Annotated in this window: 8 protein-coding genes; 2 read left to right on the top strand and 6 right to left on the bottom strand. The window is 48.9% G+C overall.

The window, feature by feature from the left end; translation table 11 throughout:
• Positions 1-273: 273 nt before the first annotated feature.
• The 6 genes from TERTU_RS10305 to TERTU_RS10280 form a co-directional block, all read right to left on the bottom strand.
• A complete protein-coding gene (locus TERTU_RS10305; RefSeq protein WP_015819259.1) occupies positions 274-1,902 on the bottom strand; it encodes a family 43 glycosylhydrolase in 1,629 nt (542 codons plus the stop codon).
• 887 nt (positions 1,903-2,789) lie between these two features.
• On the bottom strand, positions 2,790-4,043 hold the full coding sequence (locus tag TERTU_RS10300) for a GDSL-type esterase/lipase family protein (RefSeq protein ID WP_015819458.1): 1,254 nt from the start codon (positions 4,041-4,043) through the stop codon (positions 2,790-2,792).
• A 71-nt stretch (positions 4,044-4,114) separates the two neighbouring features.
• Positions 4,115-5,656: a tryptophan halogenase family protein gene (locus TERTU_RS10295; RefSeq protein ID WP_015818892.1), complete on the bottom strand. Its 1,542-nt coding sequence runs from the start codon at positions 5,654-5,656 to the stop codon at positions 4,115-4,117.
• The gene (locus TERTU_RS10290; RefSeq protein ID WP_015817251.1) at positions 5,653-7,209 is read right to left on the bottom strand and encodes a tryptophan halogenase family protein; all 1,557 of its coding nucleotides are present in this window, start codon (positions 7,207-7,209) and stop codon (positions 5,653-5,655) included. The genes TERTU_RS10295 and TERTU_RS10290 overlap by 4 nt, the downstream gene beginning before the upstream one ends.
• A gap of 91 nt (positions 7,210-7,300) precedes the next feature.
• Positions 7,301-10,414 (bottom strand): TonB-dependent receptor, encoded by a 3,114-nt coding sequence (locus tag TERTU_RS10285; RefSeq protein WP_015820728.1) that lies wholly within the window; start codon positions 10,412-10,414, stop codon positions 7,301-7,303.
• Between the two features lie 284 nt (positions 10,415-10,698).
• On the bottom strand, positions 10,699-10,887 hold the full coding sequence (locus TERTU_RS10280; RefSeq protein ID WP_143876288.1) for a hypothetical protein: 189 nt from the start codon (positions 10,885-10,887) through the stop codon (positions 10,699-10,701).
• Positions 10,888-11,886: 999 nt separating this feature from the next.
• Between TERTU_RS10280 and TERTU_RS10275 the strand changes: the two genes are divergently transcribed.
• Both TERTU_RS10275 and TERTU_RS10270 read left to right on the top strand, forming a co-directional pair.
• On the top strand, positions 11,887-13,953 hold the full coding sequence (locus tag TERTU_RS10275) for a cellulose binding domain-containing protein (protein WP_015817812.1): 2,067 nt from the start codon (positions 11,887-11,889) through the stop codon (positions 13,951-13,953).
• A gap of 109 nt (positions 13,954-14,062) precedes the next feature.
• Complete coding sequence (locus tag TERTU_RS10270; RefSeq protein ID WP_015817754.1) at positions 14,063-16,081, top strand: cellulose binding domain-containing protein; 2,019 nt, start codon at positions 14,063-14,065, stop codon at positions 16,079-16,081.
• The last annotated feature ends 928 nt before the right edge of the window (positions 16,082-17,009 follow it).

The following is a 17,009-nucleotide window of genomic DNA, read 5'->3' as shown; positions in this document are numbered from 1 at the left end:
ATTTTCGGTTATCTAGCACACCGGAGGTGCAGTTTTCATATAGAAAAAATGCTTGACTTGAATTGGCTTGAAAGAGTATATGAGCCTTTTGTATTCAACACATCAAGCATAGTTACATCAAGCATAGCTAGCTGAACTCTAGCTTCAATTTCATCTTCGTGACGGCTTTCTCCTAGGCTTTCACTGAACGTCTAGTATGTCGGCAATAAGTTTAGCGAAGCTTTTAATCGCCTTTTCGTCTTTAAATTTTCAAACGAGTTTTTGCGAATAATACTAGAGTGCCGAATAGGTAAGCTTACCGAATTCTACCTTGCCGCCACCAACGCTGAACAGTCCCACTCGTAGCGCCAAAAAACCTCCAAACACATTGTGATGCAGCCCAGAAACTTCCATTCTGGTGGGGTGCAGTCGCCAGGTTTTACCTTTGTCGTGGGAGTAATAAAACGTTAGTACGTTCTTATTATTCACCATCCTTGCACGAACTCTTTTTGTATTTACGGGTACACGAGCCCAAGGGTGCTCTTCCGCATATTGGTAGTTTTTAACAAATGTTTCCGTGAAGCCAACACCTACAAACGCTTTGTGATTGTAAAAAACCATCAGGCCACCTTCAGCATTTGGCTCAATTTCAATATCCACCTCCACCTGGTAGGAACGATCAGGGACATTGAACACGAGAGGGGAGCTGTCTGCGGGTGACGTACCCGCGGCCTTTAGCACGAGAGCGCCGTTCTTATATGTTACTCGTTGGTTCTCGCTACGTTTTGGCTCGTGAAAAACCCATTGCACGCCGAATTTATTAGTGGAGAACTCATCGGACAAAGCACTACCATTGGGTTGATTTTCCAGATCTGCCGGCTTAGATAAGGGGAGAGACAAATCTCCACCTACCGCGCGGAACCAACCGTCTTCCGTCCATTCAATAGGCTCGAGCAGTGTTTGCCGACCAAGTGTCCGAAAGCCATTCTCGTAGGCGTGGTACACCATATACCATTTACCATGAGGCCCCTCCACCAGGGTCGCGTGACCTTTGGACCACCAGAGTTCTTGATCTGACACTGTGCGCACCAGTGGGTTATTCGGACAGTGCTCCCATGGCCCATGTATGGATTTTGAGCGTGCGGCAATGACCATGTGCCCAGTTACCGGGCCCGCGGTACCACCAACAGCCGTTACTAAATAAAACCAATCGTCTTTGCGTAGTAATTTGGGGCCTTCTGGAGCAAAGTTTTCTACCACCCAGTTTTCTGGGTAGCGCCACGGGTCATAGGCGTGAACTAATGTACCGTCAGTGGCCAAACCGTCATCTGTCAGACGAATTTTTCGAATCCCATTTACGAATAAGTAGCGTTTGCCATCTTCCCCCACAACGTGACCAGGATCTATACAGCCTTCAATTTTTAGATCGATCGGATCGCTCCATTTGCCACGGATATCATCTGTCCAGATAACATATATTGACCACGGCTTGCCCTCTGGTGCCGCCGGAATATACACATAGTAGCGATTCCCCACCTTACACATGTCTAGCGCCCACACCGTGCCGATGTATTGTTGCAGGACGGAGCCGATAGGAACCCAGTTCACCAGATCTTTTGAATGCCAAATGGTTATACCGGGATAAGAATTGAAAGATGAAAATGTCATGTAATAATCGTCACCATCTTTCAACACAGTCGGGTCAGGGTGATCTCCCGGTACAATCGGGTTGATATAGCGCCCATTGCCAAGATCTGCCTTTCGCTGCCCCTCAACGCCGACACCCCATTGTATTGGAGGGTTGGATTCACAGGGATTTTGTGGTGATGAGAAAGCAGAAGTTGCCGTACCTCCAAAAGCAGGGAGAGGAAGGGCACTTGCGCCTATGCCTTTAAAAAGAGTTCTACGCTTGATATTTTTCATATTATTTACCGAAGTTTCTTTTTAAAAATGATGTTAGACCTAATGTAATCACGACCCGATAAATCACACATACTAAGTGTCAAGCGCACTGTGCGCCAGCCACCTGTTCTCATTTCTCCTTGCGAAGCAATGGCGTATAAAAAATACATAGATGGCAAAACTCTCCGCAATTTTAATTAGGTGTGATTTTTGTCGTTACAAAACATTTCTAACAGCTAGACACAGTCGAAGCCTTTACACAAATGACGCGTACAGCTTGATAACTTAAAAAGTTTCGATCTTGGTAAAAAAGTGTTCTGGTTAAGCAATGGCCAACAAACTAGGTCAGCAAAGTCTATCTGTGTTTGGAAGCCCTAGCACAACACTTGAGGCGTGCTAGCGCAGAGGTTCCGTTTAAACGCTGACCGGGCCAATTTCGCTGTGGTCAGGCATCGATACTTTTTTTTGGGGGGGCTGGGAGGGGAAATATTGGTAAAGTGCGCCCTCGACCGCGAGGTAGTAGCACGCGTTTGCATTACCTCAGTTAATTGGTTTTATGAGTGTTGCAAAAAGCTTTGCCGATATCTGTGGAAGCGAAAATTACTACGAAATCACTGAAGTCAGCTTGTGTATAGAATTAATAACGCAGTTACATTTACCACAATGTGTAGTGGTTGCAGTATTTTTGTGTGATATGTATAAGTGATATGTACAAGTGATATGTACAAGTGATATGTGTGGAACTAGTAGTACGATTAAACGGACCACTTACGTAGCTCGTTATTTGTTGGATTGTCTTCATGCTAATTCTAGGGCCAGAGAGAGTCATTGACCCCAGAATAATAGTTGCTCACATGAAGCTGCGTCGCGTTTTATTTTTTAACCGCAGACGCAGAGTAAAGCGTCGGTTATTTATCTTCAAACAGGGTCAGATCTACGGCATCAGCCAGCGTTTTATAGCCTGTTATATTCAAATGCAGATCATCGACAGCATACTCCGGTAGCATATGCGTCGGCTTTTGCGGATCGCGCACGATTTCATCGAAGTCAATAAACCCGTCGTAATAGCCTTCTTTCTGCGCGGTTACGCGTATCCAGTGGTTTACCTCTTGCCTGACATTCTCTTTGTCAGCGTCTTCGCTGTGTTTGCCCATAGGGGTAATCGTAACACCATAGACCATTAAGCCTTCCGCGTGAGCTTTGTCTGCCATCGCTTTGTAGTTGTCGATAACATATGAAGCCGGGCGATTGTTGCCATACACAATATCGTTAACCCCAATAAAAATAATCAGCCAGTTCGCGCCCTTAATATTGCTAACGTCCCGACCATAACGTTCAACGGACATTTCGGAACCTGCGCCGCCGATACCAACGTTGGCCATACCAACCGTTGCAGTCGCCGGATTGTTGGTCAGGCGCTCGGCGAGATAGTCGGTCCAGCGGGTGTGGTGATTGTATTTGGTACCATAGCCATCGGTGATGGAGTCACCCATCGCAACGATAGTTTTAAATGAGTCAGGTTGTAACACCTCAATGGCCGTTGTGGTGTACCAAACATCTTTTTTAACCGCATCGGCCAAGTTCGGTGCAGACACTTTATCACCAGTTGCGAAGAAAGAGGTCGTACGTGCACCTCTATGGCCGGTAATCGGTTTCTCTGCGATATCACCATATTTAACGCTCAACGCAACAACGTCCAGGGGAGCAAGTTTAAATTCTACCGGGTCGGAGTAGACAGTTTCGCCAGCCGCTATTACCGTTCCAGTCGCTCCACCAAAGGTCAGGGCCGTGTCGGTGGCCGTGTTAATCGCACCATCGGTCGCGCTGGCGTCTGGCGTAGCCGCTTCCGCGATATGCGCAACCTGAATGGTTATCGGGCTCATGCCAAATTCGTTCGAGAATTTAATGCGCAGCGTATCTCCGCCGATCGATGTACGCATAAACATTCGCAGGGTGTCATTTTTTAGAGGTTTGGGAGGAAAATGGCCTTTGGACATCCAAAACCCTTCCCGTATATCCTCGGTGGCGGTTGCCCAGGTTGTTACCCAGGCGCGATTGTCTGAATGCGGTTCAGACGTTGACATACAACCACTGAGCATTAAAACGAATAGTGCGGAAATAAATGTAATAGCCAATTTGGCGGACGTTGAAATAAACTTCATACTCAACTCTTATTGGTAGTTTGCGCAATACGGCAACGGATTAGGAATGTGTTGCTGCGCGATTTTGCTGCTTAGACTCTTGAAGATTCGGCAGCGGCACAGCAACGATTAATATAGTCCTGATGACCGGGAAGGGATGCAGCGGTTTTATTTACCGCATCCTTGAGGTGCTGCATGTTTGCCAATAGTGATTCGACAGGTATGCGATCAACAAACGCATCGTAATTTCGCGGCTGAACCTTCTGGCCCAGCATTACAGCGAGCCAGCTATGGGGGCGGAATAAATCCTGTGGAATATCCACTACGCGCCCGCTGCTGCGAAAGAGCTCCATGCGGTTCGACAAGGAGTCAGGCACTGCCATATTTTTTACCGCACGCCAGAACGCCGTGTCTTCCCGATCGGTTGCCTTATAGTGAAGCACAATAAAATCGCGAATGCGCTCATAGTCCTCTGTCATTTCACTGTTGTAGTGTGCCGTTTCGGCATAATTAACGCCGTGAGCGGGCCAAAATTGAATAAGCCTCTGGATACCCACTTGAGTCAAATGAATACTCGTTGACTCCAGGGGTTCGATAAATCCACCGGCGAGGCCAATAGCAACACAGTTTTTTACCCAGAATTCGTGGCGATGGCCCGGTTTAAAGCGCAGCGGTAATGGTTCTGCCAGCGAGGTTCCATCTATCGCATTCTGTAGGTCTCTCAGTGCCGTATCATCATCGGTAAACTGACTGGAATATACGTGGCCATTGCCCATCCGCGTTTGCAGCGGAATTCGCCAACGCCAACCGGCGTCGCCCGCAGTCGCGCGGGTGTAGGGCAGGGGTGAGCCAGACAATTCGGTGGGTAATGCTATGGCTCTATCGCAGAGTAGGTAGTGACTCCAATCAACAAATTCGCTTTGCATCGCGTCCTCGATTAGGAGCGACTTAAATCCACTGCAGTCGATGAAGAGGTCGCCGCAAACCGATTCCCCCGATTCCAGCAGAACAGATTCAATAAACCCACCTTCTGGACTACAGCTTGCTTTGACGATATTCGCTTCTATTCTGGTAACGCCTTTGGCCTCGGCATAGCGTCGTAACATTTTCCCGTATAGGCGGGAGTCAAGATGATAGGCGTGGCGCATTGTCGCCAAAATGGTATCGGCTCCACCTTGCGCAGGCGCAAACCGGCCCTGATAGGCCGCCGCTGTACACAGATTGAAATCGCTGATTTCGCCAGCGGCTTCCGCCGGGGCTAAACCTTGCGTTTCCATGTGCTTTAAACGCAGCCAAAGTTGGTGAAATGGAAAGTCCGGGGTATCGCGCCCATAAAACCCGAATGGGTGAAAATAACTTTTGCCAAGAGCCTGCCAGTCGCTGAATTCGATACCCAGCTTGAAGGTACCGTGGCACTCGCGAATAAGGTCGTTTTCGTTGATGCCGAGAAAGCGATTGAATTCGATAAGCGTGGGAATTGTTGCTTCGCCAACACCGATTACACCAATGTCACTGGATTCGATCAGGGTAATGCTTGTGTTTGGTGGCGACGCCCGAGCGATAGCTGCGGCGCACATCCAACCCGAGGTCCCGCCGCCAACGATTATTACCCGCTTCACTTGCGAGGGGTTCATGCACGAGCCTTGGCTTTGGGGCGAAAACCGTTGGTCACGACCTCGCTGACAAGGTCGCGATGGGTGGGAACCGCATTCATCGCATTTTCGCTCTGCTTGCGAATATTCTCAAATTCCTGACGCGCGTCATCGTAAAAGCGCAACGCATCAGCGCGCGCCGAGATATCAGTCTTGAAGTCCATACCATACAGTATGTACTGCCAACTGTTCTCGTCAAAAATATCGTGGCTTGCATCAATATCGAGGAACGACGGCGGGCGATGTCGCCACTGTTCCAGTTTGTTTTTCAAATTGTCTGACGCGGTTTCCGGCGCCCGGTTTTCCCGCCAGAAAGCGGTGTCTGTACGTTCGCTCAAATAGTAGTGCAATTTAATAAAATCGATGACGTGCTCAAAACGCTTGGTCATCGCTGCGTTAAATTGCTTGGCGGAAAGTTCCGTGTCACCCGACCATGGAAACAAGTTGCACAACATCAACGCTGCCACCTCCGCGAAGCTGATACCGGTGGCCTCCAGGGGTTCGATAAAGCCAACGGACAAACCAATGCCGACACAGTTTTTATGCCACTGTATTTTGCGGAATCCTGCTTCAAACGCGAGCTGCCTCGGTGTGAGATTGTCTGCCGCAGGCCCGATGTAACGTTTAAGTGTGGCTGCGGCTTCGTCGTCGCTACAGTGGTCTGATGAGTACACATAGCCAATACCGCGACGGTTATGAAGACCGATATCCCACGTCCAGCCCGCTTCTTGAGCGGTGGCATAGGTACACGATGGAATAGGGCAACCCGGTTGTTCGTAAGGCACTTGCAGGGCTACGGCGCGGTTACAGAACAATTGATCGCGATAGGACGTAAACTCGGAGCCGAGTGTTTCGCCAATCAGGCGCGCTCGAAACCCGGTGCAATCAATATAGAGATCTGCGGTCAATTCGCCGTGTGTGCGACCTATCACCGAAGCAATAGCGCCTTGCTCATCGAGTTTTACATCTTCGACCGTATCGATTAAACGGCGCACGCCCATAGACGTAGCGCGTTTACGCACGACCTCGGCAAGCTTGGATGCATCGAAGTGATAAGCGTAATTCAGTGGAGCATTGTAATTGGAATGGGTGATTAATTTTGGAGCCAGGCTGGATTCAACCACGCGTTCCTGTACGGTGCAAGCTTCCGCCCAGGGCACCTCGCCAGCAACACCCAGCAACCAATAGGGCAATAGATCCATATCCGTGTGCTGAGAAGCAACTTGGAAAGGATGAAAATACGTATCGTCCGGGCATTCTGCCGGATTTTTTTTCCAATGGTTAAACCGAATACCTTGCTTAAAAGTGGCATCCGCATCGCGAATCAACTCACTTTCATCCAGGCCAATACGGCTCATGGTTTTACGAATGATGGGGAAGGTACCCTCGCCAACGCCGAGAATACCTATTTCGTCAGATTCTACTAACGTAATGGAAACGCCCCCTGGGGTATCTGCAGCCAACATGCGCGCCATGTAAGCTGCAGTAATCCAACCTGCGGTGCCGCCTCCAACAATCAAGACGCTCTTGCTCATATCAAGACCTCTAAAAATTACACGGTTACTACATCGATATAAGTGCGCTCAAGAGCGTCTTTATGCTTACACCTTACTTTTTGCTTACACCTTAAAAATTAAAGCCAAAGTGCAGGCTGATACGACGATCCGCTACGAACACCGCACGATCAACAAACTTGCCGTCCAGAATTTCCATTTCGGTACGCTGATCTGTATCGGTCAGGTTCTGCAGGTTCAGTTTTACGTTCATAGTGTCGGTAAACTTATAGGAAACGCTCGCATCCAAACGACCTGAGGACGCCGCATAAACGGGTAAACCGTATTGGATTTCATCTCCAGAGAACGGGTCAGTGTACACGTTGGTAGTACCAGAGTCGTTGGTGGTGGTCAAGTAACGGTCACGCCAGTTCCAAGACAGGCGCGCACTCAGCTTGTCGCGGTCGTACAAGAGCGTCGTAGAGTAAGCCCACTCGGAAAGACCGATAACAGGCACGCTGAGTTGATCGCCGTTAATGTCTTGCGCGAAGGAATCCGGTGCTTCGTTGTCGATAAAGGTCACGTTCGCTTCAACACCAAAACTGCTCCAGATACCGGGCAGAGTATCGAAATAGGTGCGGCCACCAAATTCGAAACCTTTTACGATGGTGTCGCCATCTGCGTTCAAGTTCGAACGGCTGGTGACAGGGCCATCGATTAACACGCTCTGGCCACCGCCGGCCGGTTCTGACTGAGGGTAATCTTCTTCATTAAAGAAGGTGCTCGCAGGTGCAGAGAAGTTGTTAAACGTAATGTAGTTCTCGATCGTTTTGTGGAACAAAGCCAGATACATTGACGACGCTTTACGTGGATACCACTCCAACGAAATATCGTGGTTATAAGACAGTTCAGGCTCCAGGAAAGGATTACCTGTGGTGTTAGTGTAACCAGCGAAAATATCGGGAATCGAAATATCGTCATCCGGGTACGCAGCATCAAGTTCTGTATTGATTGGGTTAGCCGTTGTCTGGGATGCAACCACACCTTGCGCTCGAATATCGGGATAACGTGGGGCGGTCAGAGTTTCAGTAAAGGCGTAACGCAATATCAGGTTTTTATCAGACTCGAACTTGATATTGAATGAAGGCAGCAAATAATCCTTCTGAAGACTACCAGTACGCACTTTCTCATAGCTGACAGTATTGTAGGACAGTGGCTCGTCTACGCCGTTGTTGTCTTCTTTCCACTGTTTAACGTTGTCAATTCCACCCATGGCCTCGATAGATGCTTGCGCATCCGCCAGTGACGCATAGTAACGACCACCAGAGTTGAAGTTAAAGTTACCCTCAGACTCAATATCGTAATTCACCCAACGCACGCCGATATTACCGCTGATATTGGCGAAGAAATTTTCGCTATCGTTTGCGAAACCGGCCATGACGTAGGCAGATTGCGTTTTGTGATTGGTGGTGTAGATCTGCGGCAACTGATCAAAGTTTGGATCTCGTGTTACACCATTCTGAGTGTAGAGATAGGTTGTCGCGTTTGGATCGTTGGCACACTGGTAGTGAAGATCGGGTCCACAAGCCAAATAGGTGTCGTAAACATGATCAAATTGGGCTTGAGAGTTGACTTGCGTACTGCCCACCCAGGCACCACCTAAAGCGGGTTCGTCACCTTTAAAGAAATCAGAAAATTCTTCCAGGTAAAAGTCGCCTTCGGGCGCTGTATCCACGGAAGCGCGTGGTACGCCGTTCCAACCGCGACCAGTCGCTGACCACCAAGTACCTACGAAGTTATCGGATTCTTCACGATCAGCAGCCCGCACACCGGTAGCAATTTTTTTGAAGAAGCCATCGCCGATTTCGAAGTCTGCATCCAACTGTATCGCGTGGGCCTCACCTTCGTTTTCATCATTCAGCCAGTTGATTCGTGACATTAACGCAGCTTCTTGCTGTGTGGATATGGCATCACCAGCAATCGCCAATGGTCGGTCTCGACTCATATCCATCTGAATGTTTGGTACTTTAGCGCCGATAGTGCTACCCAAACTATATTTACCCAAACTGGAATCAGCTTTTACGTATTGGTAGCTACCGCTCAAATCCCAGCCATCACCGCGATACTCAAAGCCAGTACTGTAATCAGCGGTTTTACTGCTTGAAGGTGAAAAGCTTGAGTTCGCGCTGGCATCTAAACCCGATGCCAGATCTGTACTCGAAATTGTGCCCTTAACAAAAATACCGTCATCATCGAATTCCGCACCAGGTAAAACACCAACAGGTGCCGCAGGTTCTACGGTAATAATCTGGCTATAGCGATCGCTATCACGCTCAGAAATAAACGTGGTGTGGAACAGTTCCAGGCGATCGTTTGGTCGCCATTGGAGTGCCGCATAATAGCCTTTGCGCTCACGTTCGAACTGGTCCTGAGTGTGTCGAATACCGCCGGGTGCGTATACACGCTCACCTTCGTATTCGGTGGCGAAATAGGGAGGAATAATGATGTTGCTGTCATTGGAAGAGATTTTGGAGTATGCCAGGTTCAGTAACACGCCGATCTCACCAATACTGGTGTCGTAACGGTTTGAAACGAGGCCAGACAGCGCAGGGGTCACTTCCTCGGCGAAATCGCCGTAATCCAAGGAAGCCGCGGCGTTAACCTTAAAGCCGTCAAAGTCGAATGGCATATAGGTTTCCAGGTTAACAGTACCGGATACACCACCTTCAATCAGGTCGGCACGGCTGGATTTCAATACCGAAACTGAGCGCAACAGTTCTGGGCCAACGTCTGCCCAGCTCAAGCCGGAACCACCGTTTGCGGAGAAAACTTCGCGGCCATTTACGAGGGTTTTGGTTTTGTTAAGGCCGCGAACCTGAACGTTCGAACCTTCGAACGCGAAACCATCGGGCGAGCCGTCGGAGCCGGCACGGATGCGGTTCATAGTCACGCCAGGCGCGCGTTCCAGAATTTCCAGCAATGATGTGCTCGGGACTTTGCCGGCTTCATCGAGTACCAGAGAGTCTCCGATTGTGTCGGACTCACGTTTGAGGTCAATCGCAGTTTCCAGAGCTTGACGCTGCCCTGTAACCATGACTTCCTCAAGATTAATATCGTCTTCAGTCGTTTCAACATCTTGAGCCAACGCTTGTGAGGTGCACGCGATTACCGCAGCAGCTAACAGTGAGCGTCGAAAACCAGGAAGTGAATGCTGAACGAGATGGGCATAACGGGGGTTTTTATTCATTATTTCCCAAAGCCACCGAGGGTGACTCCTCCATAAAAGGCCTAAAGCAAGCCGTCGGGTACTGCTGACAGCAAACAAACGACAGGCGTTTCGGCAATTGATTTTATTGTAAGTATGTACAGGATCGCTCTAAGAACATTGACACAGAGCGGACCCAGATTTTTATCAGTTATTCTCTGAGTGCAAAATATTCACACAAAGAATTCTGGTGTGTCAACAGTCATGCATACAAGTGTGCCACATTCCCTTGTAATTTCGTTTCGAAATAGCTCTATAACCCCCATTTATGAGAAGAAAGGAGGGCGTATCTGAGGAATAGACGATCGGTATTGCTGCACCAGGACCAGACGCACGCGCCCGCTCTTAGCGTATGCCTGCGGCGCATCCGACCAGATACGGTATATCAAATCGTGCGCACCGCCCGCCGCATAATTGTGTAAAACGGGCACCTCAAACAATTGTTTGGTTTGCAAAGAGGTACCACCCGCATGAAACATCCCCGTGGAACATTTTTACGGGCAGGCAAATCAGCCGAGCTGTAGATATTTTTCCCTATTGCGCTTTGTAAGCGAACAAGGACATCTCGAATTAATAGCGGGTCGTTTCAAATTAGCAGTTCCCAACGAAACAGGCTGAGCTCGACTATAGACCTACTTATAGATTCAATTTGAATGTCGGTAATCGTGTACCTATCAAGCTGTTACACCAAGCTGTTACGCCAAGCTGTTACGCCAAGCTGTTACGCGAAGTTGTTACGCCGACAATTTTTTGGGATGACAATAAAAGCTTGTCGTTTTTTTTATTACCCCGGCAACTAAACAGACGATACGATCCATTTAATTCCGCGCTATTGAACTATTGGCAAGAATGGTTGACTTTTATGATTAATTGCGTGCTTCTAAACTATTGACAAGAATCTTGGACTTTTCTGATAAATCAAGGGCTTCCGTCGCCATTTGAGTAATGGCGTTACTCCCTGTACCCGCTATTGCTTCGCAGTTTTCATTGCCACGTTTATAGAAAACCTACACAACGAAACCTTAGTTTCCAGGCGCTTTTATTTAGTCGTGTTTCGTTTGACATATCCATCACATTTAAAAGGGCCACCGCGACACCAAAATAACCGTCGGTTTACGGCAAACTGCTTAATTACCGCAAAGGTCGCACTCCAGTTGATAACTCAGGCGTCTGAGCTTTAACGAGGATTATTTGAACTAATCTCATTATGCGGTAAGGAGTGATTCGGTAGAGACGCTACATCTGTTACACATAGGGAAATATTTATCTAACACCACACAATAAGTTAATCATCAGACTGAACAGTACAGAGCACAACAGCGGCTCCAATATTCACACCGTAACCACATTGTTTTATAGCGAGTCAGCTATCCATGCAGTCTCCGGCTGTTAGAGTCGACACCACGCAAACAACACGAAAAAGCCTAAATAAAAACGCTAAAAGGGAAATTTTCATGATCAAACGACAATATTTGTTCCCACCCAAAATGACGACGAAGCATTTGTTCTGTGCACCAGTATTTACGTTGCTCGCCTGCCAGGCACATGCGCTCGAGTGCGGCTATGACGTCACTAACGATTGGGGCTCGGGTTTTACCGCTGGCATTACGGTAACGAACGATGGCACCTCAGCGGTAAATAATTGGCAAGTACAGTGGCAGCAAAACGGCGGCTCCGCTGTAACGGGCTTGTGGAACGCAACCTTTTCTGGAACCAACCCGTACACCGCTACAGATGCAGGCTGGAATGCCACCATAGCGCCTGGCAGCTCGGTGTCCTTTGGTTTTCAGGGGGAGGGCGATGACCCCACCGCGATAATTTTGAGTTGCACAGCCGGTGGAGCCTCCTCTAGTTCATCGTCATCCAGTTCTAGCTCATCCTCCAGTTCTAGCTCATCTTCGAGCACTAGCTCTTCCGCGAGTTCTTCATCAAGTTCGAGCGGCAGCAGTAATACAAGTACTGCCGTCATTCAAGAAGGGGAGGGGCTGTGTAGTGTGGAAGGAACCATTGATAGCAACAACGCGGGATATACCGGTTCAGGGTTTGCCAATACGGAGAATGCGGCTGGCAAAGGTGTTGAGTGGTCTGTGGCTGCCCAAGGGGGCAATTACCAAATGCAGTGGCGTTATGCTAATGGCTCCAGCGCGGACCGCCCTGGGGATGTATTTGTTAACGGCGCTTTACAAACAAGCAGCGCGTTTGGTAGCACGGGAGGCTGGACAACCTGGGTTGACTCTTCTGCTGTCAGCATAAATCTAGCTGACGGAATTAACACTATTCGTTTACAGGCGTCCAGCAGCGAGGGGCTTGCAAACATCGATTCGCTGAGTGTCACCGGCGCCTCGCCTGACTCCGCCGCTTGCAATAATAGCTCGAGTTCAAGCAGCTCATCTTCTAGCTCAGGTGGGCCGCTCTCTACGTTGACTGTGCAGGAAAATACTGCTGGATTTTGTGGAGTCGATGGCTCAGTAAATAACAACGAAGCGGGTTTCACCGGCGGCGGATTTGCCAATACCACGAATGCCGTAAACACCAGCGTCAACTGGGCTGTCGATGCAACAACCGCAGGGTACTATGACATGACTCTGCGCTTCGCCAACGGCAGTGGCGCTGCGCGTTCGGGAGTGCTAACGGTAACCAGTGGTGCAAGCGTGAGTTACGATATTACCTTTGCGACTACCGGTGCGTGGTCAACCTGGGCAACAGAAATTATGCCCATATTTTTAAATGCCGGTAAAAACGTGATTACGCTTACCGCCACCGGTGACAGTGGGCTCGCGAATATCGATTATCTGAGTCTTACTGGTAGTAGCGGACTTCGCGGCGTAGTGTGCCCGGCGGCGAGCGCAACGGTTTGGCTGGCTGGTGACTCCATCGTCCAAACCTATACAGATACGTCCAGCACCCGGGACCAAGCGGGATGGGGGCAAATGCTGCGCGAACAATACAATACCAACGTCACGGTAAACAATCTGGCCATTGGTGGTCGTACGGCTCGTCGGTTTATAGAAGAAGGTCGACTGGACACCATCTGGTCCAACGCTAGCACCGGAGACTATCTGTTGCTGCAATTCGGAACCAACGACAGCCATAGGACTGCAACCTATGTTATCGATGGCGTGACCATTCCATATTATCTCGATCCCCAAACGGATTTTAAAGACTATTTAAAACTGTATATCGACGGTGCCCGCAACCGCGGCATTCATGTCGGCCTTGTTACACCAACGCCACGTAACTCAGCATATTGCACCGGCGGAAATGGCACTGGTGCGTGGGCCCAAGCGATGCGAGAGCTTGCCGATGAGGAAGGAGTACCGCTGATCGATCTAAATTTAAAAACCGTAACTTTTTTAACGGCTATTTGCCCCGCTCCAATCCCGGAAAATTTCTTCTTTCTGCGGGCGGATGGGTCTGTTGATGGAACGCATTTTCAGGAAAATGGCGCACGTATCCTGTCCGGCTTTGTCGCGGATGGAATAGGTGAGGCGGTTTTGGGGCTGGACTATTTTCGTAATTAATTATAGCCCGAAAAATTAAAGGACTATTACTATGTTAAATACATTGCTATTGAAATGCTCCCAATATCGACATGCTGTTTTCAGGACTTTGCTGGCGACGCATTGCGCTATGTTTTCCTGGCATACACTTGGTCAGGAGTGTAGCTACGAGGTTAGTAATGATTGGGGTTCAGGCTTTACCGCGAGTATTACCATCGCCAACAATAGCGCGGCCACCATCAACGATTGGCAAGTTAAATGGCAGCAAAATGGAAGTTCTACTGTAACCAGTTTATGGAATGCAACGTATAGCGGGTCCAACCCTTATACCGCTACCAGCGCTGGCTGGAATAACAGCATCCCACCCGGAGCCACTGCAACTTTCGGCTTCCAAGGTGATGGCACCGATGCAGCTGCGACGATTTTGAGCTGCACGGCTGCCGGAATCACGTCGAGCAACAGCACGTCCAGTGGCTCGTCTTCGAGTTCATCCTCAAGTGGTGGCAACTTTACCACGTTGGTTCTGCAGGAAGCGGATGGACTGTGCCATGTCGAAGGTAGCATTGACAATAATAACCCCGGCTTCAGCGGTGCTGGATTTGCCAACACAGATAATGCTGTAGGGAGCGGAATAGAGTGGGCTGTCGCCGCCGTCGGAGGCAATTACGATTTACAATGGCGCTATGCAAACGGATCGATCGCCAACCGACCGGGCAAAATATTTATCAACGGTGTCAATCAGGCAGACCTGGACTTTCCAGCCACGAGTGAATGGACAATCTGGAATGATTCGATGTTGGTCCCCGTCAACCTGGAGAGCGGTATAAATATTGTTCGCCTGGAAGCAATAGAAACCACAGGGCTCGCCAATATAGACGCTTTAAGTGTGACTGGACTATCTCCTGCGGCAGCTTCCTGTAGTGGAGCTGGCAGCTCTAGCACGTCAAGTTCATCAAGTACAAGCAGTAGCTCCTCGAGCTCGAGCGGCGCAATTGTTTCCTTGGTAGTGCAGGAAAATGCCGCTGGATTTTGCGGTGTTAACGGCACTATCGATAACAATAACGATGGATTTACCGGTGATGGGTTTGCAAACACGGGTAACAATCTCGGTAGCGCAGTGAGCTGGAGCGTCCAGGTTGGCACGGCGGGGACCTATCAGCTTGCACTGCGCTACGCGAATGGTGGCGGCAGTGCACGGCCAGGAGTTTTGGCCGTGAACGATAGTTCAAGCGGGACCTACGATATCAACCTTACCGACACAGGATCGTGGAACATATGGGCTATAGAAACGCTATCCGTTTTTCTCAACGAGGGTACTAACACCCTGAGGCTGACAGCCACAAGCGAAAGCGGGTTGGCAAATATCGATTACCTCGAAGTAACCGGAAGTGACTTGAGCGCTGGCACCTGCCCGGAATTACCGAATATTTCCGTGTGGCTAGCAGGCGATTCTACAGTCGCCAACGGCGTGACACCTTGTCCTACGGGGTGGGGTAAAAGTTTTCAAAGTTACTTCAACAGCAATGTAACAGTGAGAAACTATGCCGCTGGCGGGCGCAGTGTACGAACGTGGTTATACGATGTTCAGTCAACCATGGGTGGCGACGGGGAGTGCTTGTTAAATACCAGCAACGGTACACCCATATTGCAAAGCCGCTGGCAAACCCTGTTGGACGGTATGCAGAGCGGCGACTACCTTTTTATCCAGTTTGGTATAAATGACGGTGCGTCTATTTGCCCTCGTCATGTAAGTAGCGCAGCTTTTATGCAGGAATACGCCATGATGGCCAATGCAGCAAAAGCGCGCGGTGCGACGCCAATATTTATTACACCTGTGAGTGCCATAGCGTGTTCGGGTTCAACTGCGGTAGCGACACGTGGATTTTTATCAGAAACTTACAACGCTGGGAGTGCCAACGATGTTGATGTTATCGATCTACACGCCAGAAGTGTGCAACTCTATAATACGTTGAATTTCTGCCCCATACCCGGAGGTGGCGATATCTCTGCTACAACGGGTGGTGCGGTAGGCGAATTTTTCTGCGATGACCACACGCATTTTGATGCCGACGGCGCAACCGAAATCGGCGGTTTAATTGTAGAGGGAATTCGCGATCTAAACCTGCCTCTCGCAGAGTATCTGAGGTAGATCCACCAGCGATGTCAGCTCGCTGACGCGGCTTAGGTCCCCGCCAAAGAATCATTGGTGGGGACCTAAGCCCACTGATAAAGCACACAGCCTAAGGCCCTCAAAAAAAGCAATATCTCCCAAAAAATTAGACCAGCCAAAATAGCAAGCCCTCCGACAACACAAGATATCAGCCCACGTATAGAAACCAAGACAACAACAGCTTGACGCCTCAGACATTTTTAAAAAGATCGTATAGTTTTTTTGCAAAACCAAAATAGAACAAGAAAATGAAGTGCAGTCAAATTTAGCAGACTTTAAATTAGACCCCACGATGAGCCTGACCAAAAATGAAATTACCCCCATCTGTTATACCACGCGCTAAATTTTTAGAACGCCCCAGCTTGGACCGCCTCGACAAAGTGGGGCGCGCCATAAACATCAACACACATTTCCACAGCCATTTACGGAGAATGAAAAAATAGCCGCCATAAAATAGCGTATTGGAGGCGGCCAAAAACCATTTTAACTAAAAAGATCAAAAAAATAACAAATAGCGCCAAAATAACCACGAAGCAAATACGCCTATCTAAATTTATTAATGTGTTATGTTTTGTATCACCATTTCTTCACTCCTCATATCAGATACTTTTTTTACGAGACACGAAATCAATTCGCGCGCACACGAACGAAAAATAAATTGATACGATCGTTTGCTGCTCATGTTTGGGTGCGCAGAATTTTATGCACTCTCCCGCAACTGAGCACACCAAAGATCAGCAACACAATGCCAAGAAAGAGAGATAAATATTTTTTGATTGCTCTTTTAGCCATGCCAGCACAAAAAACACACTGCAACAACTTGTAGCGTCAAGCAAAACCAGCACAACTGTACGATTTAAGAAAACTCACACAGGCCGTAATTTTCTATCACTCGACTTTTCTATCA

Origin of the sequence: Teredinibacter turnerae T7901 (assembly GCF_000023025.1) — a bacterium.
Lineage (GTDB): Bacteria > Pseudomonadota > Gammaproteobacteria > Pseudomonadales > Cellvibrionaceae > Teredinibacter > Teredinibacter turnerae_B.
The sequence above is the reverse complement of the archived record's forward strand: the minus strand, read 5'-3'. Positions and strand labels throughout refer to the sequence as shown.